The sequence below is a fragment of the Nocardioides flavescens genome (genome assembly GCF_009823805.1).
GTDB lineage: Bacteria > Actinomycetota > Actinomycetes > Propionibacteriales > Nocardioidaceae > Nocardioides > Nocardioides flavescens.
The window spans coordinates 328,756-352,707 of sequence record NZ_WUEK01000003.1; the positions used below are offsets into that span (position 1 = coordinate 328,756).

Genomic DNA, 23,952 nt, shown 5'->3' on the forward strand with positions numbered 1-23,952 from the left:
GCTCACCGCGTGACCCCGACCCTCCTGCCGACGTACGACGCGGTCTACGCGCAGCGCGGGGTCTTCGTCTGCCTCGAGGGCGGCGAGGGGTCGGGCAAGTCCACCCAGGCGCGCCTGCTGGCCGACTGGCTGGCCGAGCGGGGCCTCACCGCGGTGCTCACCCGGGAGCCGGGCGACACCCCGGTCGGTGCCGAGCTGCGCCGCATCGTGCTGAGCCCCGAGACCGGGGCGCTGGCGCACCGCACCGAGGCGCTGCTCTACGCCGCCGACAAGGCCGAGCACGTCGAGACGGTGGTGCTGCCGGCGCTCGAGCGGGACGAGGTGGTCGTCACCGACCGCTACGTCGACTCGACCCTGGCCTACCAGGGCGCCGGCCGTGACCTCGACGTCTCCGAGGTCGAGGCAGTGGCGCGCTGGGCGACCCGCGGGCTGCGCCCGCACCTGACCGTCGTGCTCGACCTCGACCCGGCCCAGGGGCACGCCCGCTTCGAGGGCCGCGACCGCATCGAGGGCGAGCCGCTGGAGTTCTTCGTCCGCGTGCGGCAGGCGTTCCTCGACATGGCCGCCGCCGACCCTGAGCACTACCTCGTCGTCGACGCCCGCGCCGAGCGCGAGGCCATCGCCGCCCAGGTGCGCGCGCGGCTGGAGCCGCTGCTGGAGCCGGAGCTGGAGTCAGAGCAGTGAGCGTCTGGGACGACCTCGTCGGCCAGCGCCGCACCGTCGAGAGCCTGGCCACGGCGTCGTCCGGTCACGGGATGAGCCACTCGTGGCTGTTCACCGGTCCGCCCGGCTCGGGGCGCTCCAACGCCGCCGTCGCCTTCGCCGCCGCGCTGCAGTGCGAGCGCGGGCCCGGTCCCGAGGCCGGCTGCGGGGTCTGCCACGCCTGCCACACCGTGCTGGCCGGCTCGCACGCCGACGTGAGCGTGGTCCGCACCGAGAAGCTCTCGATCGGCGTCGACGAGGTCCGCGACCTGGTCCGGCGGGCGGCGCTCGCCCCGGTCGGCCCGCGCTGGCAGGTGCTGATCGTCGAGGACGCCGACCGGCTCACCGACCAGGCCTGCAACGCCCTGCTGAAGGCGATCGAGGAGCCGACCGACCGCACGGTCTGGATGCTCTGCGCGCCGACCGTCGAGGACGTCCTGCCCACCATTCGCTCGCGCTGCCGCCTGGTCACGCTGACCACGCCCAGCACGACCGACGTGGCGGCGTTCCTCCAGCGCTCGCTGGGGGTGCCCGAGGCGCGCGCGTCCCACGCCGCCCGCGCCAGCCAGGGCCACATCGGACGGGCCCGTGCCCTGGCCCGCGACGACGACACCCGCGACCGGCGGCGCGACGTGGTCGTGATGCCGGCCCGGCTCACCTCGCTCGGCGCGTGCATGAAGGCCGCCGCGGAGCTCGCCGAGGTGACCAAGGCCGAGGCCGACGCGGTCACCTCCGAGCTCGACGCCCGCGAGAAGTCCGACCTCGACAGCGCCTACGGCGTGGTCGAGCGCGGCCGCCGTCCGCGGGAGTACGGCCCCGCCCTGTCCGCCCTGGAGAAGGGGCAGAAGACGCGGGCCAAGCGTCGCCACCTGGACACCGTCGACCGCGGGCTGATGGACCTCGTCTCGGTCTACCGTGACGCGATCGCGCTGGCCACCGGGGCGCCCGGTCCGCTCGTCAACGAGGAGATCCGCGCCGATGTGGAGGCGGTCGCCCGCACCTCGACCCCCGAGCTCAACCTGCAGCGCATCGACGCGATCTTCGCGGCCCGCGAGCAGATGCTCGAGTTCAACGTGCCCGTCGCCCTGGCGCTGGAGGCCATGATGGTGGCGCTGCAGGCCCCCGCTGCCCGAGGACAGGTCCCCGCATGAGGTCCACCGCTTCCCGCGTCGTCGCCGTGGTGCTGGTCGTCCTGCTCGTCGTGGGCGCCGCCGGGGTGGCGGTCTTCGAGCTGCGAGGCGACGGGTCGTCGGGCGGGTCCGGCTCCGCGTCCCGCGCGACCCTCGCCCCGACCCCCGAGGCCCAGGACGGCGCCACCGACGCGCCGTCGCCCGAGCTCGCGACGTTCTACGACCAGAGCATCGACTGGCAGCTGTGCCGCGGCGACGACTTCGAGTGCGCCACGCTCACCGTCCCGATCGACTACGCCGACCCCGGCGGCGAGACCATCGACCTCGCCCTGCTCAAGGTGCCCGCGCGCAAGCCCGGTGAGCGGGTCGGCTCGCTCGTGGTCAACCCCGGTGGTCCCGGCGCCTCGGGCGTGGAGTACGCCGCCCAGGCGTCGTTCGCCTTCCGCGACCGGCTGCTCGACTCCTTCGACATCGTCGGCTTCGACCCGCGTGGCACCGGTGGCTCCGACCCGGTCGACTGCCTCTCCGACTCCCAGCTCGACGAGTTCCGGGCCGCCGACCCCGACCCGGACACCGCCGCCGAGGGGCAGGCCTACCAGCAGGGTCTCGAGGAGTTCTACGCCGGCTGCCTCGAGCGCTCCGACTCCCTCATCGGCCACGTCACGACGATCGAGGCCGCCCGTGACATGGACGTGCTCCGCGCCGCGCTCGGCGAGACGCAGCTGACCTACTTCGGCGCGTCGTACGGCACCAAGCTCGGCGCGACCTACGCCGACCTGTTCCCCGACCGGGTGGGCCGCCTCGTCCTGGACGGCGCGGTCGACCTCTCGATCGACTCGCGCCAGCTGACGCTGGAGCAGGGCGCCGGGTTCGAGGTGGCGCTGCGCTCCTACGTGCAGGACTGCGTCGACGGCGGCGACTGCTACCTCGGCGACACCGTCGACGACGGCATCTCGACGATCGCCGACTTCATCGACCAGGTCGACGCGGAGCCCTTGCCGAGCGGTGACGACGACCGCCCGCTGACCGTCGGCCTGGCCTTCACCGGCATCGTCGCGCCGCTCTACAGCCAGCAGGTGTGGTCGGCGCTGGACCTCGCGCTGGGTCGCGCCCTCGACGGTGACGGCTCCCTGCTGCTGCGCCTGGCCGACCTGTTCCAGTCGCGCAACGCCGACGGCACCTACTCCGACAACAGCTCGGAGGCGATCTACGCGATCAACTGCCTCGACGACCCTTATGCCATCAGCGCCGACGAGGTGCCGGCGCAGATCCCGGCCTTCGAGGAGGCCTCGCCGACCTTCGGCGCGGCGTTCGCCTGGCAGCTGGTCAACTGCGAGGGCATCCAGGTGACCTCGAGCGAGCCCGCCCGCGACGTCACCGCCGCGGGCGCCGCGCCGATCGTCGTCGTCGGGACGACCCGCGACCCCGCCACGCCGTACCAGTGGGCGGTGCACCTCGCCGACCAGCTCGAGTCGGGCGTGCTCGTCACCCGCGACGGCGACGGTCACACCGGCTACAACCAGGGCAACGAGTGCGTCGACACCGCGCTGGAGGACTACCTCGTCGAGGGCACCGTGCCCGACGACGGGCTGCAGTGCTGAGCGGGCGCCGTCAGTCGGCCGACCGCTCGCCCTCGAGGTGTCGCTTGAGCGAGGCCAGGCGACCGTCGCGCCAGCGGCGACGCTGGTCGAGCTCCTCGCGCGGCAGGGTGGCGGCCCGGTCGGCGGCTAGGCCCGCGTCGAGCACCGCCTGCCAGTCGACGGGCTCGCGCTGCTCCTCGGCCAGGCGGGCGTACATCGGCCCGTAGCGCGCGACGTAGTCCTCGATGCCGAGGGGCGCGTTGAGGTCGATGGTCTCCACGACCCCCAGCGTCAGCCACCGCGGCGCGAGGGCGCCGCGCACGGCGCGGTCGAGGTCGCCGGCGCCCACCACGCCACGGTCCAGGAGCCGGAACGCCTCGTGGATCATCGCCGACTGCAGCCGGTTGACGACGAAGCCGTCGAGCTCCTCGGTCAGCTCGATCGGCTCCATGCCGGCGTCCTCGAGCAGACGGCGGGTCGCGCCCATCGCCTCCGCGGAGGTCCACGGAGCAGGGACCAGCTCGACGGCCGTGTGCAGGTGCGGCGGGTTGAAGGGGTGGGCCACCAGAGTCCGCTCGCGGCCCGGGACGTCGGCGGTGAAGGAGGAGGGCACCAGGGCCGAGGTCGAGGAGGCGATGACGGCGGTCGCAGGGGCGGCCTCGGCCACCTGGGCGAAGACGCGGGCCTTCACCTCGGGGTCCTCGACCACGCACTCCTGGACGTGCACGACGTCGCGGACGGCCTCGGCGAGGTCGGTCGTCATGGTGATGGTCTCCGGGACGGGCCCGCTCTCGACGTCGCTCCACAGGGCGGCGATCCCGGCGCCGGCGCGGTCGAGTGCGGCCTGGTCGGTGTCGACCAGGCGCACCTCGTGACCCGCCCGGGTCCAGACGACGACCCAGCCCAGGCCGACGAGTCCGGCGCCGACGACGGCGACCGGTCCGCGCCGGCCGCTCACAGGTACTCCACGTTGCCGCAGATGCTGAGCGACTGTCCGCTGATGCCGCGTGCCGCGGGGGAGAGGAGGTAGGCCACCAGCAGGGCGACCTCCTCCTCGCTCACCTTGGTGCGCAGCGAGGTCTTGGACAGCAGGATCTGCTCGACCTCCTCGAAGGGGACCTCCATCGCCTCGGCACGGGCCTGGGTGGTCCGGTTGAGGCGGTCGCTGTCGACGAAGCCGGGCAGCACCTCGTTGACCCGGACGCCGTCGGGTCCGAGCTCGCGCGCCAGGGACTCGGTGAGTCCGCGCATGCCGAACTTGGCGGCGTTGTAGGGCGAGCGCAGGGCGTAGCCCAGGCGACCAGCGACCGAGGAGATGTTGACGATGGCGCCCGACGTGTCGCGCAGCAGCGGGGCCGCCTCGCGCGCGCAGAGGAACGCGCCGGTCAGGTCGATGTCGAGCGTGCGCCGCCACTCGGCTGGGTCGACCTTCTCCACCGGAGCCGTCGGACCGGCGATGCCTGCGTTGTTGACGAGGACGTCGAGGCCGCCGAGGGCCTCGTGCGCCTCGGCGAAGAGGGTGCGCACCTCGGTCTCGGAGGAGACGTCGCAGACCGTGCCCGTGCGCCCGTCGACGGCGCCGAGGTGAGCAGCGAGGCGGTCGGCGTCGGTGCCGCAGACGTGGACCCGCGCTCCGGCCGCCTCGAGGACCCGGACAATGGCGAGTCCGATCCCGGAGGTGCCTCCGGTGACGAGCACGCGCAGGCCCGGTGCGGGCCTGAGGGCGGCGAGTGGGTCGAAGGTCGAGTCAGGCGATTGACGCATGGTGCGATGATATGATGAATTCTCGGATGTGACCAGGATCATCGACGCTCACCACCACGTCTGGGACATCGAGCGGCGCCCGCAGGGGTGGATGTCTCCGGAGCAGCGTCGGGTCATCGGCAAGGACCGCTCGCTCGCGGACTGGGCCGCGGAGGCCGTCCCGGCCGGCGTCGTCGGGTCCGTGCTCGTCCAGACGGTCCGCGATGCAGGGGAGACGCCGGAGTTCCTGGCCCTGGCCGCGAGCTCACCGCTGGTCCTCGGTGTCGTCGGGTGGGTGGACCTCGACGCGGGCCCGGACTCGGTCGCCGCGCAGGTCGACGGCGTACGCCGCCTGCCGGGCGCCGAGCGGCTGGTGGGGCTGCGCGACCAGAGCGCCGACCGGCCCGAGTCGGACTGGGCCCTGTCGCCCGCGGCCCGCGCGCTCTTCGACGCGTGCGGCGAGGCCGACCTGGTCGTCGACCTGCTCCTGCGCCCGGACCAGGTGCCCGCCGCGATCGAGGCGGTGCGCCGGCACGCCGGGACGAGGTTCGTGCTCGACCACCTCGGCAACACGGACTTCGACACCGTCGCGCCGCAGGCGTGGCGGGACTCGGTCGAGGAGCTGGCCGCCTGCCCGGCGGTCGCACTGAAGGTCTCGGCCCTCGCCGCCCGGGCCGCCCGGCCCCGGGACGTCCGCCGGGGCCTGCCCGCGCACCTGCGCGCGGCCCTGGAGACGTTCGGCCCGTCGCGCCTGATGTTCGGCAGCGACTGGCCCGTCTCGCAGATGACGATGAGCTACGCCGAGGTGGTGGACACCCTGGAGTCAGCGCTCCGCGAGCTGGAGGTCCACGACCCCGGCGCGCGCGACGACCTCTGGGGCGGGACCGCGATCCGGTGGTACGGCCTGGCGGTCTCGCCGCAGGTCACTGCTCGCGCGTGACCGGGGCCGGTCGACGTCGCTGCCAGGAGTCGATGATGTGCTCGTCCATCTCCGTCGAGGCCCGGGTGGCGTCGCCTGCGACGATGGACTCGAGGATCCGGCGGTGGGCCCCGTGGGTGGCCCGGATGTGCTCGGTGGACGGGTCGCCGACGTAGCGCAGGCTGCGGTAGGCCTCGACCGTCAGGTTGTGCACCATCGCCCGCGCGAGCCGGTTGCGCGACGCGGCCATGATCGAGTCGTGGAAGGCCACGTCGGCCTTGAGGTAGGCGGTGGGGTCCTCGGTGCTGGCGTCGAGGTCGACCATCTTGCGCTGCATGACCTCGATCGCGGCCGGGGTGGCGACCTCGGCGGCCTGGCCGGCCATCCGGGCCTCCAGCGTGCGGCGAACGTCGACGATCTCCTCGAGGATCGCGTAGTCCGTGTCGTGGCGGACCGCCGCAGCGAGCACCGTCGGGTTGAACAGGTCCCACTCGGCCATCGGCCTGATGCGCGTGCCGTGGCCCTGCTGCACCGTCACCAGGCGCATCGTCTCGAGCGACTTGACCGCCTCGCGCACCACGGTCCGGGAGACGCCGAAGGTCTCGCACAGCATCGGCTCGGTCGGCAGGGTGGCGCCGATCGCGAGCTCGCCCCCCACCAGCCGGTCGACGAGCTCCTCGACCAGCACCGTCGCGAGCCGACGCGGGCGTCGCGGCCACGGAGTGGACACGATCGAGCCCATCACGTCGGTCTCGGAGGGGTCTGGGCTCGTCATCGTCAGATCATACTACATCTTAGGGTTGACAGCATACGTATGACGAATGATGCTGTGTCCTACGTCACCCGATGGGGGGTGTCAGACACTGAGGAGCACGCATGTCCGTTCGTCGCACCGGGACCGCCGCGGTCGCCGTCCTGTGCCTCACGCTCACCGCCGCCGGCTGTTCGAAGCGCGAGGCAGGGTCCGCCACCGGAGGTGACGGCAGCACCCTGTCGGCCAGTGAGATCAAGGTCGCGCTCGTGCCCGGCGGCCCCCACCCCTACTTCCAGCCCTGGAAGGACGCGGGTGCCGAGGAGGGCAAGGAGCTCGGTCTGTCCGAGGTCACCTTCAACGAGACCGCCGGCTGGGACCAGACCAAGCAGAACGACGTCCTGAGCTCGCTGGCTGCTCAGGGGTACAACGCGTTCGGCATCTTCGGCGTCTCGCCAGAGAACATCAACTCGACGTTCACCGACCTCACCGACCAGGGCTTCCAGGTCGCGTCGCTGGCCTCGTGCCCCGCGGGTGACGAGAACAAGGCGGCCTTCTGCCTGGCTACCGACGTCGAGGTCGCCGCCTACCGCGCGGCCCAGGCCGCGATCGAGGCGATGGGCGGCGAGGGCAGCCTGGTCCACCTCACCGGCAACCGCGTGGACTCCAACACCCAGCGTCGCATCGCGGGTGTGGAGAAGGCGGTCTCCGAGACCGGCGGCAAGGTCGAGCTCATCCAGACCGTCACCGACATCGACGTCGACCTGCAGTCGGCCCAGCGGGCCGTGGCCGACCTGCTCGCGGCCAAGGGCGGCGACATCGACGGCATCGTCACGACCGCCTACAACCCCGCTGTCGCGGCCGCCGAGGGCGTCAAGGAGGCCGGGCTCCCGATCAAGGTCGTCGCCATCGACGACGACCCGTCGATCATCTCCGGCGTCGAGGAGGGCTCGGTCGCCGCGACCGTCACGCAGAACCCCGTCGGCCAGGCGAAGGTCGGGACGTACGCCCTGTCCAAGCTGCTCGAGGGCTGCACCATGAAGGAGCCCGGCGTCGCTGTGGACTCCGGCTCCTTCGTCGTGACCAGCGACAACGTCGCGACCTACGACGACGAGCGCTCGGCGAAGACCGACGAGCTGATGACGGCGTTCCAGGACGACTACCTCTCCTGCTGACCACTGCCTCCGACCGGGCCGATGCGGCCCGGTCGGAGCAGCGTCGACAGTCCCACGAAGAACCCGGAAGGACCGAGGTGAACAGGAAATCGACGGCCACCCCCCGCGGTGGCCCCGAGACGGACGTGCAGCCACCGCGGCTGGACGCGCCGGTCCCGGACGACGGCCACGGGCCGGAGGGGACCGCGGCCGAGCGGGTCGGTCCCCGGGCCGCCGGGCTGCCGTGGTGGGCCAACCCCCGCGTCGGCCTGGTCGTGGTCATCGCGGTGCTCGTCCTCGGCTTCAGCAGCGCCCGACCGGCGTTCCTCGACGTCGAGCTCACGCTGGTGCCCCTGCAGCGCGACATCGCCGTCTTCGCTGTCGTGGGCCTCGCCCAGCTGGCCGCGCTCTCGCTCGGGCACATGAACCTCGCCGTGGGTCGCATGGCCGCGCTGGCGGCGTTCTCCGCGGGGCTCTGCTACGACCGGTTCGGCGCCCCTCTCGTCGTCGGTCTCGTGGTGGCGCTCGTCGTGGGTGCTCTCGTCGGCGCCCTCGCGGGCGGCATCATCACCGCCACCGGGGTCAACTCGTTCGTGGTGACGCTGGCCCTCGACTTCGGGCTGCTCGGCGTCGTCGCCCTGCTCTACGACCGTTTCGCCGGCGGGGTCGCGTTCAGCGTCCGACCGCCGGGGCTCGACGCGCTGCGCTCGGACACCTTCTCCGACTACTGCGCCGGCTCGGTGTGCGGTCCGCCGGTGCCGCTGCTCGTCCCCTTCGCCCTCGTCGCCCTCCTCGCGGTGGGCCTGTTCTTCGGCCGCACGCGTCAGGGCCGCGAGATCCTGATGACCGGCTCGAGCCCGCGCGCCGCTCGTGCCAGCGGCATCCCCGTCGGTCGCCGGATCGTCACCGCCCACGCCCTGTCGGGACTGCTCGCCGGTCTCGCCGGCTTCATGCTCGCCACGGCCAACGGTGCCTTCTCGGCCAGCATCGGCGAGTCCTTCCTGCTCCCGTCGTTCCTGGCTCCGGTGCTCGGCGGCACGCTGCTCGCCGGCGGTGCGGTGAGTGCCTTCGGGACGGTCCTCGGCGCCACGCTGACCTCGGTCATCCAGAAGGGCCTGAACCTCCTGCAGTTCGAGGCCGACGCGCTCCAGATCTTCATCGGGGTGGTCCTCGTGGTCGCCCTCTCGCTGGACCGGATCCGCCAGGTCCTCGCCGAACGACGGGGGGTCCGCCCATGAGCACCGTGCTCGACGAGGACATGGGTGCCGGGGCTGGCCAGGGCGCCGGCGCCAGCCGCCGCACGGCGCTGTCGCTGCACCGCACCGAGCTGGTCCTCGCCCTGGTGGCGGTCGCCGGCTTCGGCGTGCTCGCCGCGACCACCGGCGGCAACATCCTGCAGCCCGGCACGATGCAGGCCGTCCTGCAGTTCCTGGCCGTCCCGATCGTGGTCGGCCTGGCCCAGATGGTGGTGCTCTCGGTGGGTCAGATGAACCTGTCGGTCGGGGCGCTCACCGGCCTGTGCGCGATGGCCGCCGCCTCCCTGATGGCGGACTCGGGACTGACCCCGTGGCTCGCGCTGCCGGCGGCCCTGCTCGTCGGCGCGCTGGCGGGCCTGGTCAACGGCACGCTCGTGGTCCTGACCCGGATCAACGGCTTCATCGTCACCCTCGCCACCATGTCGGTGATCTCGGGCCTGCGGTTCAGCATCAACGGCACGGGCACCTACCAGGACTACTCCCCGGGGCTGGTCCGCCTCGGGAGGGCCGACGTCCTCGGACTGCCCGTCGTCTTCCTCGTCGCGGTCGCGACCGCCGTACTGGTGTGGTTCTTCTTCGCCCGGTGCGTCGCCGGACGCATGCTCCTCGCGAGTGGAGGCAACCCGTTCGCAGCTCGCCTGTCGGGCATCTCCAACGACCGCAGCGTCGTGCTGGCCCACCTGCTGTCCGGGCTGCTCGCCGCGGTCGCCGGCGTCCTGGTCGTCGCGCTGTCGGGCAGCGTCAACGCCAGCGTGGGCGACGACCTGCTGCTGCCGAGCTTCGCGGCGCCGATCATCGGCGGCGTCGTGCTCACCGGCGGCGTCGTCAGCGTCCTCGGCACTTGCCTGGCCGCCTTCATCGTCCGTCTGGTCGACGTCGCCCAGGCGCAGTACGGCATCAACCCGCGCTGGGTGGACCTCGTCGTCGGAGCCGTCGTGCTCGGCGCGGTCCTGGTCAGCCAGCGCCGCGGGAAGGGATCGTCATGAGAGTCCGCTGCAGCCAGCTCGTCAAGGTCTTCCCGGGGGTGCGCGCCCTCGACGGCGTCGACCTCGACCTGCGCCCCGGCACGGTCCACGCGCTGCTCGGTGAGAACGGCGCGGGCAAGAGCACCCTCATCAAGGTCCTCACCGGTGTCCACCGCGCCGACGGCGGGACGGTGACGCTCGGCGAGGACGGGGAGACCCGCACCGTGGCGTTCTCACGACCGCTCGACGCGCAGGCCGCGGGCATCGGCGTGGTGCACCAGGAGCGCAACCTCGTGCCGTCGTTCTCCGTCGCCGAGAACATCGCCCTGCAGGCGTTGCCTCGCCGGGCCGGGGTGGTGGACCGCGCCGCGGTCCGCGACCTCGCCCGGCGCTGCCTGGCCCAGCTCGACCTCGACCTCGACGTCGACCAGCCGGTGGCGGAGCTGTCGGTCGCCCACATGCAGCTGGTGGAGATCGCCAAGGCCCTCGCCACGGACAGCCAGGTCCTGCTCCTGGACGAGCCGACCGCCTCCTTGACCGCGGACGAGGCCGACCGGCTCTACGCCGTGGTGCGGCGCCTGCGCGAGCAGGGTCACGTCGTCGTCCTGGTCACGCACAAGCTCGAGGAGGTCTTCGCGATCGCCGACGTCGTGACGGTGCTGCGCGACGGGCGCAGCGTCGCCGGGTCGGTGCCGCTCGCCACGCTGACCCGCGGCGACGTCGTCGACCTCATGGTCGGTCGCGCCCACACCGAGCTCGAGCTGAGCGAACGGTCGGTGGACCGTGCGGGGACGCCGGCCCTCGAGCTGCGAGGCGTCTCCACCTCGGTCGGTCACCGCGGGATCGACCTCGCGGTGCACCGCGGAGAGATCGTCGGCCTCTACGGCCTGGTCGGCGCCGGTCGAAGCGAGCTCGTGCGCGCGCTGCTCGGCCTCGACTCGGTCACGGGGGGCGAGGTCCTCGTCGACGGCGACGCCGTGACGATCCGCTCCGTCGGTGACGCCCTGCGGCGCCACCGGATCGGCTACGTCACCGAGAACCGCAAGGAGGAGGGGGTCTTCCTGACCCAGAACCTCGCCCGCAACGTCGCGGTCACCGTCTGGGACCGGCTCGCCCGGTTCGGCCTCGTGCGCGACCGCGACGAGAAGGACCTGCTCGCGACGTACCGCGACCGCCTCGGGATCCGGCTGTCCGGCCCCGACCAGCTCGCCGGGCAGCTCTCCGGCGGCAACCAGCAGAAGATCAGCCTCGCCAAGTGGCTGGCGGCCGACTGCTCCGTGCTCGTCGTCGACGAGCCCACCGTGGGCATCGACGTCCGCACCAAGGCGGCCTTCCACGAGCTCATCGTCGAGCTCGCGGACCAGGGGCTGGCGATCCTGCTCATCACCTCGGACCTGCCGGAGATGGTCACGCTCGCCGACCGGGTCGCGGTCATGCACGAGCGGCGCATCACCGGTGAGCTCCTCAACAGCCACCACTACACCTCGATGAGCGCCCAGGTCATCCGGCTCGTGCACGGCGAGTCCGCCGTCGACGACCCGCCGGCCGCCTGACCGGGCCCGTCCCGCACCACCCCACGACCACGCACCAGCACCGAACACCACAGGAGACACGAGCAGATGAGACTGGCACGAGCCGGTGAGCCGGGGGCCGAGCGCCCCGTCGCCCAGGACGAGAGCGGCGCGTGGCGCGACCTGACCGAGGTGGTCGGCGACCTCGACCCGAGCGCCCTCGCCCCCGAGGCCCTCAAGCGCGTCGCGACGGCCGTGGCCGGCGGTGACCTCCCCGTCGTCGCGGAGGCCGCCCGCTTCGGACCCCCGCTGGCCCGGATCGGCAAGATCGTGTGCGTCGGGCTCAACTACCGCGACCACGCCCGGGAGACCGGCGCCGAGGTGCCGGCCGAGCCGGTGCTCTTCATGAAGGCCCCCGACACCGTCGTCGGTCCCGACGACGAGGTCCTCGTCCCGCGCGGCAGCGACCGCACCGACTGGGAGGTCGAGCTCGCCGTCGTCATCGGCAGCACCGCGGCCTACCTCGAGACCCACGAGGACGCCGCCGCGGCGATCGCGGGCTACGCCATCAGCCACGACGTCTCCGAGCGCACCTTCCAGCTCGACCGCGGCGGGCAGTGGGACAAGGGCAAGAACTGCGCGACGTTCAACCCGTTCGGTCCGTGGCTGGTGACGGCCGACGAGGTGGGCGACCCCCAGCGCCTCGGTCTGCGGCTCTGGGTCAACGGCGAGCTCAAGCAGGACGGCACGACCGCCGACATGGTCTTCGGGGTCCACGAGATCGTCCGCTACGTCTCGCAGTTCATGACCCTCCACCCCGGCGACGTCATCAACACCGGCACCCCCGCCGGCGTCGCGCTCGGCGTGCCCGGCACGCCGTACCTCGTCGCGGGCGACGTCGTCGAGCTCGAGATCGACGGGCTCGGCCGCCAGCGCCAGCAGTTCGGGAGCGCCTGATGAGCGGCTCGACGCAGGAGGAGTTCGCGGGCCTGCGCGCCCTGGTCACCGGCGGCGCCTCCGGCATCGGCCTGGCCGTCGCCGAGCTGCTGCGTGACCGCGGGGCGCAGGTGGCGGTGCTCGACCGCGACGTCAGCCCGCTCGACGGGACCGGCTTCGTCGCCGTCACCGCCGACGTCACCGACACCGCGGCGGTCGACACGGCCGTCGCCGAGGCGGTCGAGCGCCTCGGCGGCCTCGACGTCCTGGTCAACAACGCCGGCGTCGGCGCTGCCGGCTCGGTGGCCGACGCCACCGACGAGGAGTGGCACCGCGTGCTCGACGTCAACGTCGTCGGCACCGCGCGGGTCACCCGGGCGGCCCTGCCCGCCCTGCGGGCCTCCGACCATGCGGCGGTGGTCAACACCTGCTCCATCGCGTCGACGGCGGGGCTGCCGCAGCGCGCGGTCTACTCCGCGAGCAAGGGCGCGCTCCTGTCCCTGACCCTCGCCATGGCCGCCGACCACCTCCGCGAGGGCATCCGCGTCACGGCGGTCGCGCCGGGCACCGCCGACACCCCGTGGGTCCAGCGGCTGCTCGCGGCCGCCGACGACCCCGCCGCCGAGCGCGCGGCCCTCGAAGCCCGCCAGCCGCACGGACGACTCGTGTCGGCCGCGGAGGTCGCCCACGCGGTGGTGTTCCTGGCCTCGCCGCTCTCGGGCTCGACCACGGGCACCGTGCTGGCCGTCGACGGCGGGATGGACCGGCTGCGCCTGCGGCCCCCGAGCGGTGACGACCGGTGAGGCGCGTCGCCCAGGTCGTGCGGCTGCGCCCGGAGAAGCAGGAGGAGTACGTCCGGCTGCACGCCGAGGTGTGGCCGCAGGTCCTGGCCCGGCTCAGCGCGAGCGGCATCACGAACTACTCGATCTTCCTGCGCGACGGCCTGCTGTTCTCCTACCTCGAGCACGTCGGTGACGACTACGACGCCGACGTCGCGGCCATCGCCGCGGACCCCGTGACCCAGCAGTGGTGGGAGCTCACCGACCCCTGCCAGGAGCGCTGGGACGACACGTCCGAGGGCACCCCGTGGGCGCCCATGGAGGAGGTCTTCCACCATGCCTGAGACCACGACCGCAGCAGTGAGCGCACCGGTCCTGGAGCGTCGCAGCCTCGGCTCGACCGGGCTCGAGGTGACCACGATGGGCTTCGGGGGCGCCAGCATCGGCAACCTCTTCCGCGCCGTCGACGACGAGACGGCCCGCGCCGCGGTCGACGCGGCCTACGACGCGGGCGTGCGCTACTTCGACACCGCGCCGCACTACGGTGTCGGGCTGTCCGAGCGCCGGCTCGGCCGCGCTCTCGCCGACCGGGACCGCGCGAGCTACGTGCTGTCCACCAAGGTCGGCCGCCTCCTCGTGCCCCACGACGAGCCGTCCGGGACCGACCTGGCCGAGGGGTTCGACACCCCCGACGACCTGCGCCGGGTGCGCGACTACTCCGCGGCCGGCGTACGCCGCAGCCTCGAGGAGAGCCTGGAGCGGCTGGGGCTGGACCGCATCGACGTGGCGCTGGTCCACGACGCCGACGACCACATGGACCAGGCGCTCGACGAGGCGCTCCCGGAGCTCGCGCGGCTGCGCGACGAGGGGGTGGTGGGAGCGATCGGCGTCGGCATGAACGGCTGGCGCGAGCCGCTCCGCTGCGTCGAGGCGGGCGCCGTCGACGTCGTGATGCTCGCGGGACGGTGGACGCTGCTCGACCGCACCGGGAGGACCCTGCTCGACGCCTGCGCGGAGCGCGGGGTCTCCGTGCTGGCCGCGGCGCCGTTCAACTCGGGGCTGCTCTCGCGCGCCGAGCCCGACGCGGACACCCACTTCGACTACGCCGCCCCCGACCCGGCGCTGGTCGACGCGGCGCGACAGCTCGCCGCCCTCGCCCGCGACCACGGCACCACGCTGCCGCACCTCGCCCTGCACTTCCCGCTGCGCCACCGCGCCGTGGCCTCGGTCGTGACGGGGCAGGCCAAGCCCTCCCACGCCCGGACCTCGGCCGCGTGGCTCACCACCCCCGTGCCGGAGGCCGTGTGGCCCGAGGCGGAGTCGATCGTCCAAGGAGTGCTATGACCACCGCCACGACCACCCCCGCGACCGCCGCGAGCAGGGTCCGCTCGCTCGAGATCAGCGACATCCGGTTCCCGACGTCGCGCGAGCTCGACGGCTCCGACGCGATGAACCCCGACCCCGACTACTCCGCGGCCTACGTGCGGATGACGTGCGACGACGAGTCCGAGGGCGACGGCTTCGTCTTCACGATCGGACGCGGCAACGAGGTCGTCGTCGCGGCGCTGCAGGCTCTGGCGCCGCTCCTGGAGGGACGCGCCGTCGGCACCCCCCACGACCTCGCCGAGGCGTCGCGGGCGCTCCTGCACGACAGCCAGCTGCGCTGGCTCGGGCCCGAGAAGGGCGTCATGCACATGGCGGTCGGCGCGGTGGTCAACGCGCTGTGGGACCGCCAGTCGCGGGTCGCGGGGGTGCCGCTGTGGGAGTACCTCTCGTTCCTCTCCCCGGAGGAGATCGTCGACCAGGTCGACTTCCGCTACCTCAGCGACGCGCTGAGCCACGAGCAGGCCCTCGACATCCTCCGGGCGGCCGAGCCCGGTCGCGAGCAACGCGCGGCGTCGCTGCGCGAGCAGGGCTACCCGGCGTACACGACGTCGCCGGGGTGGCTGGGCTACAGCGACGAGAAGATGGTCCGCCTCGCCGAGCAGGCCGTCGCCGAGGGCTTCACCCAGATCAAGCTCAAGGTCGGCGCCGACCTCGAGGACGACGTGCGTCGCCTCAAGCTGGCGCGCGAGGTGGTCGGGCCCGACATCCGCATCGCGATCGACGCCAACCAGCGCTGGGACGTCGACGACGCGGTCAACGCCGTGCAGCGGCTCAGCCCCTGGGATCCCTACTGGATCGAGGAGCCCACGAGCCCCGACGACGTCCTGGCCCACGCGGCGATCCGCCGCCAGGTCGGACCGGTGAAGGTCGCCACGGGCGAGCACGGGCAGAACCGCGTCATCTTCAAGCAGCTGCTGCAGGCCGGGGCGATCGACATCCTCCAGATGGACGCGGCGCGGGTGGCCGGGGTCAACGAGAACCTCGCGATCATCCTGCTCGCCGCGCGCTTCGGCGTACCGCTCTGCCCGCACGCGGGAGGGGTCGGTCTGTGCGAGCTGGTGCAGCACCTGTCGATGTTCGACTACGTCGCGGTCAGCGGCTCGATGGAGGACCGCGTCGTGGAGTACGTCGACCACCTGCACGAGCACTTCGAGGACCCCGCGGTGGTCCGGGGCGGTCGCTACGCCGCGCCCACGGCCGCCGGCTTCTCGGCCCGCATGCACGCGGAGAGCCGCGAGCGCTTCGCGTTCCCCGGCGGAGCCGCCTGGGCCACGACGTGAGGGGTGCGTCGTGCGTGTCGCCCTGATGGTCACCTGCATCAACGACGCGATGTTCCCCGAGACCGGTCGGGCCACCGTCCGGCTGCTGCGCCGGCTCGGGGTCGACGTGGACTTCCCGACGGCGCAGACCTGCTGTGCGCAGCCGATGGTCAACACCGGCTACCTCGACGAGGCGGTGCCGGTGGTGCGCACGTTCGTCTCGGCCTTCGAGGGCTACGACGCCGTCGTCGCCCCGTCGGGCTCGTGCGCCGGCTCCGTGCGGCACCAGCACGCGCTGGTCGCCCGGCGCGCGGCGGACCGTGCGCTCGCCGACGGCGTCGCGCGCACCGCGGCGCGCGTGCACGAGCTGAGCGAGTTCCTCGTCGACGTGCTCGGCGTGGTCGACGTGGGTGCCTACTTCCCGCATCGCGTCACCTACCACCCCACGTGCCACTCGCTGCGGATGCTCGGCGTCGCCGACCGTCCACGCCGGCTCCTCGAGGCCGTGCGCGGGCTGCGGCTGGTCGACCTGCCCGACGCGCAGGAGTGCTGCGGTTTCGGTGGCACGTTCGCCGTCAAGAACGCCGAGGTGTCGGTCGCGATGGGGGCCGACAAGGCGCGCCACGTCCGTGACACCGGAGCCGAGGTGCTCGTCGCCGGGGACAACTCCTGCCTCCTGCACGTCGGCGGCCTGCTCTCGCGGCAGCGCTCCGGCGTCCGGGTGGCCCACCTGGCCGAGGTGCTGGCCGCGACGGAGGCCGACGCGGCGTGAGCGCGACGTTCCTCGGCACCCCGCCGTTCCCCCGGGCCGCAGCGCAGGCGCTGGCCGACACCCAGCTGCGGCACAACCTGGCGCACGCCACCACGACCATCCGCGCCAAGCGCGCGGCCGTCGTCGCCGAGGTCGACCGGTGGGAGGAGCTGCGCCTGGCCGGCGCCGCGGTCAAGGAGGCGGCGCTGCTCGACCTCGACACCCACCTCCTGCGGCTCGAGGAACAGCTGCAGGCCCGCGGGGCCGTCGTCCACTGGGCCCGCGACGCGGCGGAGGCCTGCGCGGTCGTCGCCGACGTGGCTCGGGCGCACGGCGCGGACGAGGTGGTCAAGGTGAAGTCGATGGCCACCCAGGAGATCGGGCTCAACGAGGCGCTGGCCGCCGAGGGGATCGCCGCCTGGGAGACCGACCTCGCCGAGCTCATCGTGCAGCTCGGCGGCGACCTGCCCAGCCACATCCTGGTGCCGGCGATCCACCGCAACCGGGCCGAGGTGCGCGAGATCTTCCGGCGCTCGATGGCCGAGGTCGGCCGCCCCGCCCCCGACGACCTGACCGACGAGCCAGCGGCCCTCGCAGCGGCGGCGCGCGAGCACCTGCGCGAGAAGTTCCTGCGGGCCACGGTGGCGGTCAGCGGCGCCAACTTCGTGGTCGCCGAGACCGGCACCCTGGTCGTCGTCGAGTCCGAGGGCAACGGCCGGATGTGCCTGACCCTGCCGGAGGTGCTGGTCAGCGTCGTCGGCATCGAGAAGGTCGTGCCGACCTTCGCGGACCTCGACCCGCTGCTCCGGCTCCTGCCGCGCTCGTCCACGGGGGAGCGGATGAACCCCTACACCTCCACGTGGACGGGGGTGACGCCCGGCGACGGACCGCAGGAGGTGCACGTCGTGCTGCTCGACAACGGGCGCACCCGGGCCCTCGCCGACCAGGTCGGCCGGCAGGCGCTGCGGTGCATCCGCTGCTCGGCCTGCCTCAACGTCTGCCCCGTCTACAGCCGCACGGGCGGGCACGCCTACGGCTCGGCGTACCCGGGGCCGATCGGGGCGATCCTCAACCCGCTCATGCGCGGCACGGGCGACCCGCAGACCGACTCGCTGCCCTACGCGTCCTCGCTGTGCGGCGCCTGTTTCGAGGTCTGTCCGGTGCGCATCGACATCCCGGAGGTGCTGGTGCACCTGCGCAGCCGTGTCGTCGACGCTCACCGCGGCGACGCGGTGCCGTCGGCGGAGGCGCTCGCCCTGCGCGGAGCCGCAGCGGTGCTGTCCGACGCCCGACGGCTCGGCGCCCTGGAGCGGCTCTCTGGTCGGGCCGGGCGGCTGCTCGAGCGGTACGGCGGCCGGCGGCTGCCCGGCGGGCGTCGGGGGCTGGGCCGGCTCCCGGGCCCCGGGGCGGCGGCCTGGACGGGCGCGCGGGACCTGCCCTCGCCCCCACCGGAGTCCTTCCGCGCGTGGTGGCGGCGCACGGGCCGGCACGAGACCTCGGGGTCCGGCACGTGAGCGCGCGCCGGTCGGTGCTCGACCGCGTCCGGGCGGCTCTGGCCGACGTCGACCCGGCGGCACGTGACCTCGTCCCGCCGCCGGCGCCGCAGGTCGAGCCCGTCGACCCCGCCGCTCTGCTCGACCGCTTCGTCGAGCGGGTCGCGGACTACCGGTCGGTGGTCGAGCGCTGCTCGGACGCCGACGTGGCCGCCGCGGTGACGGCGGCCGTGCTCGGGCACGTCGGTCGGGCGGGCCGGATCGTCGTGCCCGAGGGCCTCCCCGCCGACGTCGTCACGAGCCTGGAGGCCGCTCTCGCCGCGGTGGTCGTCGACCGGCCCGGGGCCGCGCTGTCGGCGTACGAGCTGGACGCGCTCGACGGGGTCGTCACCACGGCCGCGGTCGGCGTCGCGGAGACGGGCACGCTCGTCCTCGACCACGGGCCGGGTCAGGGCCGGCGCGCCCTCAGCCTCGTGCCCGACCTGCACGTGTGCGTCGTACGCGCGGAGCAGGTCGTGCCCGACGTCGCCGACGCCCTGGCCCGCCTCGACCCGCTCCGGCCGGCGACCTGGGTCAGCGGCCCCTCGGCCACCAGCGACATCGAGCTCGACCGGGTCGAGGGCGTGCACGGCCCGCGCGTGCTCCACGTCGTGGTCGTGGACCCCGCCTGACCTCCCGGCCTCACCGGGTTCAGAACGGCTGCGCGATCGCGGTGACCCGCCGGGTCGCCAGCTCGATCATCAGCTCGGCGGCCGGGGACAGGGTGGCGCCGCGGCGGTGCACCACGGTGAACAGGTCGAAGAGCTTGGGACGCAGCGACTGGATGCCGGCGTTCGGGGCCAGGCGGGGGAGCAGCTGCTCGGCGGCACCGCGGGGGATGACGGTGTCGGCCAGGCCCTTGCCGACGAGCTCGACCGCGATCTCGACGTCCTCGACCTCGATCCGGGTCGGTGGGTTGAGACCCGTCTCGTGCAGCCACTGGCGCAGCATGATGCGGATCGAGTCGGTCGCGCGCCAGGTCGTCTCGGGCATCACCAGGCTCGCCTGGGCGAGCCGGCGGGCGGTGATCGGGTGCTCGAGGCGTTCGTGGTCGGCGCTGACGTAGACGAGCTCGTCGCGGGCGACGGGCCGGATCTCGAGCCCCTCGCTCTCCAGCGAGTGCACCGCGATCATCGCCGCCTCGAGCTTGCCTCGGCGCAGATCCTCGGCGACCTCGGAGGAGTTCTGCCCGACCAGCTCCACCCGGACGCCGGGGTAGCGCTCGAGCACGTCGGCCACGAGCCCGGCACCGGCGTACAGCCGCGCGGTGCCGAACATCCCGAACCGGATCGTCCCGGTCTCGAACGCCTTGACCTGCTGCGCCGCCCGCCGGGTGTCCTCCGCCGCGGCGAGCGTGCGCTCGGCGTGCGGGCGCAGGGTGTCGGCCACCGTCGTCGGCACGACGCCGCGACCGACCCGGCGGAACAGCTGCACGCCGAGCGACTTCTCGAGCGCTCGGACCTGCTCGGAGACCGATGGCTGGGCGTAGCCGAGCTCCTCCGCCGCCCGGGTCAGCGAGCAGTGCTCGTAGACGCTGAGGAAGACCGTGAGCTGGTGGAGTGAGAGCACGCTCACAACTCTAGGCGAGTCCTTGGGTTGTCATCGGAAAGACAGGCTACCCCTATGACTTGCGCTCCCTCAGACTGGAGTCACGAGCCCTCCACGTCCGGTGGGCCAGAGAACCCGAATGGAGGCCCTCGACATGTTCGACCACCACTGCTCCGCGTGCGACAAGCGCCAGCTCATCTTCCCGAGCCAGGTGAACGCCCTCGTGAACACCGCCGACGGCATCCAGGTGTCCTTCACCTGCTGGTGCGGGGCCGAGCAGACCCTGCTGACCGGCAACTCCGCCGGCCGCCGGGAGTCCGTCGCCGCCTGAGTGCACTCGGCCGTCGGTGACGACGGCAGCGGCGACCTACCCCCACAGCACCCCCGCCTCGCCCCGTACGGCGAGCGGGGGTGCGGTCGTTTTCGCACCTCACGACGCGCCTCCCTATACTCCTGCAGGTTGCCCTCGCGGGCAGCGCGCCGCCTTAGCTCAGTCGGTAGAGCGTCTCACTCGTAATGAGAAGGTCGTCGGTTCGATTCCGACAGGCGGCTCCACTGAGGGCACATCACGGTGCTCGTCCATTGGCGCTGTCGGCGTCATGGGGCCGTTGCTCCCGTGCTCGGATCGGAGTCCGCTCCCGAGTCGGCTGCACTGGACCGCGCGTCGCACCACTCGGGCCATCGACTCGTACTAGTCGAAAAGTCCGACCTTGATCAACCGACTTCTGCTCGTGTGTTCGATTGGCCTTGACGGAGGCCCGCCGTGACACAGCGGTCACGGCCCGGCTCACCACCTCAGGACGGCCGGTGACGTCCCGCGTCGTGGTGGAGTTTCTCGACACCGTGCGGGTCAGTGATTGTTGATCATGCCGTCATGAGTTCGGGCTTGGCCACCTCCTGGTCGGTCTTCTTGGCGCCGGTCACGAGTTCCATCGAGTGCTCGGACAGGTATCGCCGTTCGGCAGTGACCTGCCACTCGTCGTGGGCCTCGACCAGGACGGCTCCTGCTAGGCGTAGTAGCGCCTCGGGGTTGGGGAACACGCCGACGACGTCGGTGCGGCGCTTCACTTCCTTGTTGAGCCGTTCCAGCGGGTTGGTCGACCAGATCTTCTTCCAGTGGCTGACCGGGAACCCGGTGAAGGCGAGGAGGTCGTCGTGGGCGTCGCGGAGCATCTGCTCGACCTTGGGCAGCTGTTTGCCGAGCATCAGCGCGATGACCTCGAACTGCTCGATCACGTGCTCGGCGTCGGGCTGGGCGAAGATCGTGCGGATCGCCGCAGCGACCATCTCGGAGTTGCCCTTCGGGACGATCGCCAGGACGTTACGCATGAAGTGCACCCGGCAGCGTTGCCAGGCGGCGCCGATGAATACCGACGAGATGGCCTGCTTCAGTCCGGTGTGGGCGTCGCTGATGACGAGCTGGACTCCGCCCAGACCACGGGCCTTCAGTCCGCGTAGGAACGCGGTCCAGAACGCCCCGTCCTCGCTGTCGCCGACATCAAAGCCCAGCACCTCGCGACGCCCGTCCGCGGTGACGCCGGTAGCGATCACGACCGCCTGGGACACGACCCGGCGGTTGACCCGGGCCTTGCAGTAGGTCGCGTCGAGGAACACGTAGGGGTAGGCGATGTCGCCCAGTGACCGGTCACGAAACGCCCCGACCTCTTCGTCGAGGTCGGCGCAGATCCGGGAGACCTCGGACTTGCTGATCCCGCTGGCAGCGCCGAGGGCTTTGACGAGGTCGTCGACCTTCCTCGTCGACACGCTGTGGAGGTAGGCCTCCATCACGACCGCGAACAGCGCCTGGTCGACCCGCCGTCGGCGCTCGAGCAGCGAGGGGAAGAACGACCCCTCCCGCAGTTTCGGGATCCTCAACTCAAGATCCCCAGCGGTCGTCGAAAGGGTCCTCGGCCGGGTCCCGTTGCGTTGTGTCGTGCGTTGCTCGGTGCGTTCCCAGGGGCCGGCGCCGATCACCGCAGTCAGCTCGGCGTCGATCAACGCCTGGTAGATCGTCTGAGCTGCGATGCGGACGCGGTCCTCGACCCCGCCCGCCTGCATGGCTTCAAGCACCTCGAGTAGTGCAGCATTGTCCAAGGCCATCGTGCTTCGTGTCCTATCCGTGAGTGTCTGTCGCGAGTACTCACTGACCGTCGCACGATGGCCGCCTACGTCACCGGCAACACGACCGTCCTCAACGCCGAGGAACTACACCACTCGGCGGGACGCCACCGACGGCCCCCGATGACTGAAGTCCACGGAACCAACGATCCCCGTTTCCACCGGTCAGCCGCACGCAAGGTTCGGCGGGTCCGGGCGGCCGACCCACGAGTGGACGCTGAGCCGCGACATCCACCCGTCGTGCAGAGGAGCGCCTGGACATCGTGGTCCGCAAGACCGTCTCGCCGGGGTTACCTGAAAGATGTCTCTGGCGATAGCATTCTGCAATGCCCATGATCGGGGTCCCGGCCGCGGCACGACGTCTCGGGGTCAGCCCCGGCCGCGTGCGCCAGCGCATCTCGGACGGCTCACTGCCCGCTGAGTGGGTGGGGCGGCAGTGGGTCATCGACGAGCGAGACCTCGCGCCGCTGACGGATCTACCGGGCCCAGGCCGCCCCCTCTCCGAGCGGTCCGCGTGGGCCCTCATCGCTCTGTCGAGCGCGCTCGCCAACGAGAACGCCGACGGTCCTGCCGTCCGGTGGATCGCAGCGCTGCCTGCCCTAGACCGGTCCCGAGCGCGCAAGCGGCTGCGCAACCTTCTCGCCGACCACCAGGCAGCCTCGGACGAAGGTCATGCCGCAGAGTCCGCTGCCGCTCTTCGCTCGCTGGTCGGCAACCGGGCGCGGCGAGTTCTTCTGCGCGCGTCGCCCCGCGACCTCGATGACGTCCGAGACGATGACCGCATCGTCCGGGCCGGTCTGTCGGACCCGAAGGCAGGAATTGCCTCCGGCGACCTCGTCGAAGGGTACGCAGCCGGGCGAGACCTGTCCGGCATCGTCGAGGACTACCTGCTCGACAGTGTCGATCGCGACGAGGGCGCCAACGTCGTGCTCCACGTCGTCGCAGACGATGACCTGGCGGACAGAGCCCTCGCGCTGCGGCGATCCGAACCGATGGTGCACCTGCTGCTCGCCGCCGACCTGGCCGAGCACGGGCGTCCGCGCGAACGGGCGCGGGCCGTCGGCCTCGTCGCCGACCTCGCACGCATGCTCGACATCGCGCCGACCAGCGTTGGAGAGCCAGTCCGTGACTGAGCTGGTGGGCACCTCGCAGGAGGAGTCGGGCCCCGTCACGCTGCCGGCCATGCTCGCACCGCAGGAGGCGGCCTGGCACGCGCTGATGGACCTGCACGAACGGCTACCCGAGAACTGGACCCTCGTCGGCGGCCAGATGGTGCACCTGCACTGCGCGGAGCGGGACGTCAGCCCCGAGCGCCCGACCGACGACGCCGACACGGTGCTCGACGTGCGCGCCTCCAGCGACATGCTGGACCGGTTCACGAGTGCGCTCGTCGACATGGGCTTCAAGCCCGCGACCTCCGGCGACGGTCTTCAACACCGCTGGCACCGCGACGACGGGGCACAGATCGACGTGCTCCTTCCCGACGGCATAGGCGAGCGGGCCTCATCCCGACGAGGCGCCGGTGGCGCACCGACGCTGGAGACCCCTGGCGGCTCGCAGGCTCTCGCACGCAGCCGGTCCATCGAGGTCACCGTGGCGGGCAGGACCGGACACGTCCGGCGGCCGGATCTGGTCGGCGCTCTCGTCATGAAGGCAGCGGCACACGGCACGACCCGAGAGGGAGACTCAGCCAAGGGTAGGCATCGGCGCGACTTCGTGACCCTCGCCGGGATGGTGTCCGCTCGCGACTTCAGGGACACCGACCTACGGCCGAAGGATCGGAAGCGACTGCGCACGATCGTCGCGGCGGTGCGTAGAGATCGAGCGACCATGCTGTCCATGGAGGGCGCCGAACGCGCCCTGTCCAGGGTGGAGCGGGCAGCCGGGCTGGGGCCCTGAGGCATCCGTGCGGACCTCGGGCTGCGACGGACA

The 23,952-nt window shown here is 72.5% G+C and carries 24 protein-coding genes and 1 tRNA gene; 20 read left to right on the plus strand and 5 right to left on the minus strand.

What is annotated here, in order from left to right; genetic code table 11:
* Positions 1 to 9: 9 nt before the first annotated feature.
* The 3 genes from tmk to GRQ65_RS06730 are packed head-to-tail and all read left to right on the plus strand — an operon-like array spanning position 10 to position 3,433.
* Positions 10 to 684 carry a dTMP kinase gene (tmk, locus tag GRQ65_RS06720; RefSeq protein ID WP_337191541.1) on the plus strand — a complete coding sequence of 225 codons (675 nt, stop codon included), beginning with the start codon at positions 10 to 12 and terminating at the stop codon, positions 682 to 684.
* Complete coding sequence (locus GRQ65_RS06725; RefSeq protein WP_160876427.1) at positions 681 to 1,853, plus strand: DNA polymerase III subunit delta'; 1,173 nt, start codon at positions 681 to 683, stop codon at positions 1,851 to 1,853. The genes tmk and GRQ65_RS06725 overlap by 4 nt, the downstream gene beginning before the upstream one ends.
* Positions 1,850 to 3,433, plus strand: coding sequence for an alpha/beta hydrolase (locus tag GRQ65_RS06730; protein WP_160876429.1), 1,584 nt, complete (start codon positions 1,850 to 1,852; stop codon positions 3,431 to 3,433). The genes GRQ65_RS06725 and GRQ65_RS06730 overlap by 4 nt, the downstream gene beginning before the upstream one ends.
* 10 nt (positions 3,434 to 3,443) lie before the next feature.
* Here the strand turns inward: GRQ65_RS06730 and GRQ65_RS06735 are convergent, their stop codons facing one another.
* Both GRQ65_RS06735 and GRQ65_RS06740 read right to left on the minus strand, forming a co-directional pair.
* Entirely contained in the window at positions 3,444 to 4,370 is a 927-nt protein-coding gene (locus GRQ65_RS06735) for a 3-hydroxyacyl-CoA dehydrogenase (protein ID WP_160876431.1), read from the minus strand.
* Entirely contained in the window at positions 4,367 to 5,176 is an 810-nt protein-coding gene (locus tag GRQ65_RS06740; RefSeq protein ID WP_160876433.1) for an SDR family oxidoreductase, read from the minus strand. Before GRQ65_RS06740 ends, GRQ65_RS06735 begins: the two co-directional genes overlap by 4 nt.
* Before the next feature lie 28 nt (positions 5,177 to 5,204).
* On the opposite strand from GRQ65_RS06740, the gene GRQ65_RS06745 reads away from it, so the two are divergent.
* On the plus strand, positions 5,205 to 6,095 hold the full coding sequence (locus GRQ65_RS06745; protein WP_160876435.1) for an amidohydrolase family protein: 891 nt from the start codon (positions 5,205 to 5,207) through the stop codon (positions 6,093 to 6,095).
* Here GRQ65_RS06745 and GRQ65_RS06750 read toward each other — a convergent pair.
* Positions 6,079 to 6,849 (minus strand): FadR/GntR family transcriptional regulator, encoded by a 771-nt coding sequence (locus GRQ65_RS06750; protein ID WP_160876437.1) that lies wholly within the window; start codon positions 6,847 to 6,849, stop codon positions 6,079 to 6,081. The genes GRQ65_RS06745 and GRQ65_RS06750 overlap by 17 nt on opposite strands.
* Before the next feature lie 101 nt (positions 6,850 to 6,950).
* Between GRQ65_RS06750 and GRQ65_RS06755 the strand changes: the two genes are divergently transcribed.
* From GRQ65_RS06755 to GRQ65_RS06810, 12 genes are all read left to right on the plus strand, one after another.
* Positions 6,951 to 8,000 carry a sugar ABC transporter substrate-binding protein gene (locus GRQ65_RS06755; protein WP_160876439.1) on the plus strand — a complete coding sequence of 350 codons (1,050 nt, stop codon included), beginning with the start codon at positions 6,951 to 6,953 and terminating at the stop codon, positions 7,998 to 8,000.
* Positions 8,001 to 8,125: 125 nt separating this feature from the next.
* Entirely contained in the window at positions 8,126 to 9,217 is a 1,092-nt protein-coding gene (locus GRQ65_RS06760; RefSeq protein ID WP_202387681.1) for an ABC transporter permease subunit, read from the plus strand.
* Positions 9,214 to 10,221, plus strand: a complete 1,008-nt coding sequence (locus GRQ65_RS06765) for an ABC transporter permease (RefSeq protein WP_160876441.1) — start codon at positions 9,214 to 9,216, stop codon at positions 10,219 to 10,221. Before GRQ65_RS06760 ends, GRQ65_RS06765 begins: the two co-directional genes overlap by 4 nt.
* Positions 10,218 to 11,753 carry a sugar ABC transporter ATP-binding protein gene (locus tag GRQ65_RS06770; protein ID WP_160876443.1) on the plus strand — a complete coding sequence of 512 codons (1,536 nt, stop codon included), beginning with the start codon at positions 10,218 to 10,220 and terminating at the stop codon, positions 11,751 to 11,753. Before GRQ65_RS06765 ends, GRQ65_RS06770 begins: the two co-directional genes overlap by 4 nt.
* A 66-nt stretch (positions 11,754 to 11,819) precedes the next feature.
* Positions 11,820 to 12,668: a fumarylacetoacetate hydrolase family protein gene (locus tag GRQ65_RS06775; protein WP_160876445.1), complete on the plus strand. Its 849-nt coding sequence runs from the start codon at positions 11,820 to 11,822 to the stop codon at positions 12,666 to 12,668.
* On the plus strand, positions 12,668 to 13,450 hold the full coding sequence (locus GRQ65_RS06780; RefSeq protein ID WP_160876447.1) for an SDR family NAD(P)-dependent oxidoreductase: 783 nt from the start codon (positions 12,668 to 12,670) through the stop codon (positions 13,448 to 13,450). The genes GRQ65_RS06775 and GRQ65_RS06780 overlap by 1 nt, the downstream gene beginning before the upstream one ends.
* A complete protein-coding gene (locus tag GRQ65_RS06785) occupies positions 13,447 to 13,770 on the plus strand; it encodes an L-rhamnose mutarotase (RefSeq protein WP_160876449.1) in 324 nt (107 codons plus the stop codon). The genes GRQ65_RS06780 and GRQ65_RS06785 overlap by 4 nt, the downstream gene beginning before the upstream one ends.
* Positions 13,763 to 14,770 carry an aldo/keto reductase gene (locus GRQ65_RS06790; protein WP_160876451.1) on the plus strand — a complete coding sequence of 336 codons (1,008 nt, stop codon included), beginning with the start codon at positions 13,763 to 13,765 and terminating at the stop codon, positions 14,768 to 14,770. The genes GRQ65_RS06785 and GRQ65_RS06790 overlap by 8 nt, the downstream gene beginning before the upstream one ends.
* On the plus strand, positions 14,767 to 16,092 hold the full coding sequence (locus GRQ65_RS06795) for an enolase C-terminal domain-like protein (protein ID WP_160876453.1): 1,326 nt from the start codon (positions 14,767 to 14,769) through the stop codon (positions 16,090 to 16,092). Before GRQ65_RS06790 ends, GRQ65_RS06795 begins: the two co-directional genes overlap by 4 nt.
* Before the next feature lie 25 nt (positions 16,093 to 16,117).
* The gene (locus GRQ65_RS06800) at positions 16,118 to 16,843 is read left to right on the plus strand and encodes a (Fe-S)-binding protein (RefSeq protein WP_160876653.1); all 726 of its coding nucleotides are present in this window, start codon (positions 16,118 to 16,120) and stop codon (positions 16,841 to 16,843) included.
* Positions 16,840 to 18,336 (plus strand): LUD domain-containing protein, encoded by a 1,497-nt coding sequence (locus GRQ65_RS06805; protein WP_160876455.1) that lies wholly within the window; start codon positions 16,840 to 16,842, stop codon positions 18,334 to 18,336. The genes GRQ65_RS06800 and GRQ65_RS06805 overlap by 4 nt, the downstream gene beginning before the upstream one ends.
* On the plus strand, positions 18,333 to 18,986 hold the full coding sequence (locus GRQ65_RS06810) for an LUD domain-containing protein (protein WP_160876457.1): 654 nt from the start codon (positions 18,333 to 18,335) through the stop codon (positions 18,984 to 18,986). The genes GRQ65_RS06805 and GRQ65_RS06810 overlap by 4 nt, the downstream gene beginning before the upstream one ends.
* Before the next feature lie 19 nt (positions 18,987 to 19,005).
* On the opposite strand, the gene GRQ65_RS06815 is transcribed toward GRQ65_RS06810, so the two are convergent.
* On the minus strand, positions 19,006 to 19,923 hold the full coding sequence (locus GRQ65_RS06815; RefSeq protein ID WP_160876459.1) for a LysR substrate-binding domain-containing protein: 918 nt from the start codon (positions 19,921 to 19,923) through the stop codon (positions 19,006 to 19,008).
* 118 nt (positions 19,924 to 20,041) lie between these two features.
* Between GRQ65_RS06815 and GRQ65_RS06820 the strand changes: the two genes are divergently transcribed.
* A complete protein-coding gene (locus GRQ65_RS06820; RefSeq protein ID WP_160876461.1) occupies positions 20,042 to 20,233 on the plus strand; it encodes a hypothetical protein in 192 nt (63 codons plus the stop codon).
* Positions 20,234 to 20,381: 148 nt separating this feature from the next.
* Positions 20,382 to 20,457 (plus strand) — tRNA-Thr (locus GRQ65_RS06825).
* 309 nt (positions 20,458 to 20,766) lie between these two features.
* On the opposite strand, the gene GRQ65_RS06830 is transcribed toward GRQ65_RS06825, so the two are convergent.
* Entirely contained in the window at positions 20,767 to 22,002 is a 1,236-nt protein-coding gene (locus GRQ65_RS06830) for an IS256 family transposase (protein ID WP_160876463.1), read from the minus strand.
* 344 nt (positions 22,003 to 22,346) lie between these two features.
* Here GRQ65_RS06830 and GRQ65_RS06835 point away from each other — a divergent pair, with 344 nt between their 5' ends.
* Both GRQ65_RS06835 and GRQ65_RS06840 read left to right on the plus strand, forming a co-directional pair.
* Positions 22,347 to 23,153, plus strand: a complete 807-nt coding sequence (locus GRQ65_RS06835) for a helix-turn-helix domain-containing protein (RefSeq protein WP_160876465.1) — start codon at positions 22,347 to 22,349, stop codon at positions 23,151 to 23,153.
* Positions 23,146 to 23,919, plus strand: a complete 774-nt coding sequence (locus tag GRQ65_RS06840; RefSeq protein ID WP_160876467.1) for a hypothetical protein — start codon at positions 23,146 to 23,148, stop codon at positions 23,917 to 23,919. Before GRQ65_RS06835 ends, GRQ65_RS06840 begins: the two co-directional genes overlap by 8 nt.
* Positions 23,920 to 23,952: the final 33 nt, after the last annotated feature.

Bases quoted from the DNA above. Each gene is read 5' to 3' on its own strand.
- GRQ65_RS06730 (WP_160876429.1), top strand. From the start codon at position 1,850: ATGAGGTCCACCGCTTCCCGCGTCGTCGCCGTGGTGCTGGTCGTCCTG.
- GRQ65_RS06740 (WP_160876433.1), bottom strand. From the start codon at position 5,176: ATGCGTCAATCGCCTGACTCGACCTTCGACCCACTCGCCGCCCTCAGG.
- GRQ65_RS06750 (WP_160876437.1), bottom strand. From the start codon at position 6,849: ATGACGAGCCCAGACCCCTCCGAGACCGACGTGATGGGCTCGATCGTG.
- GRQ65_RS06755 (WP_160876439.1), top strand. From the start codon at position 6,951: ATGTCCGTTCGTCGCACCGGGACCGCCGCGGTCGCCGTCCTGTGCCTC.
- GRQ65_RS06765 (WP_160876441.1), top strand. From the start codon at position 9,214: ATGAGCACCGTGCTCGACGAGGACATGGGTGCCGGGGCTGGCCAGGGC.
- GRQ65_RS06770 (WP_160876443.1), top strand. From the start codon at position 10,218: ATGAGAGTCCGCTGCAGCCAGCTCGTCAAGGTCTTCCCGGGGGTGCGC.
- GRQ65_RS06775 (WP_160876445.1), top strand. From the start codon at position 11,820: ATGAGACTGGCACGAGCCGGTGAGCCGGGGGCCGAGCGCCCCGTCGCC.
- GRQ65_RS06780 (WP_160876447.1), top strand. From the start codon at position 12,668: ATGAGCGGCTCGACGCAGGAGGAGTTCGCGGGCCTGCGCGCCCTGGTC.
- GRQ65_RS06790 (WP_160876451.1), top strand. From the start codon at position 13,763: ATGCCTGAGACCACGACCGCAGCAGTGAGCGCACCGGTCCTGGAGCGT.
- GRQ65_RS06795 (WP_160876453.1), top strand. From the start codon at position 14,767: ATGACCACCGCCACGACCACCCCCGCGACCGCCGCGAGCAGGGTCCGC.
- GRQ65_RS06800 (WP_160876653.1), top strand. From the start codon at position 16,118: ATGGTCACCTGCATCAACGACGCGATGTTCCCCGAGACCGGTCGGGCC.
- GRQ65_RS06820 (WP_160876461.1), top strand. From the start codon at position 20,042: ATGGAGGCCCTCGACATGTTCGACCACCACTGCTCCGCGTGCGACAAG.
- GRQ65_RS06830 (WP_160876463.1), bottom strand. From the start codon at position 22,002: ATGGCCTTGGACAATGCTGCACTACTCGAGGTGCTTGAAGCCATGCAG.
- GRQ65_RS06835 (WP_160876465.1), top strand. From the start codon at position 22,347: ATGCCCATGATCGGGGTCCCGGCCGCGGCACGACGTCTCGGGGTCAGC.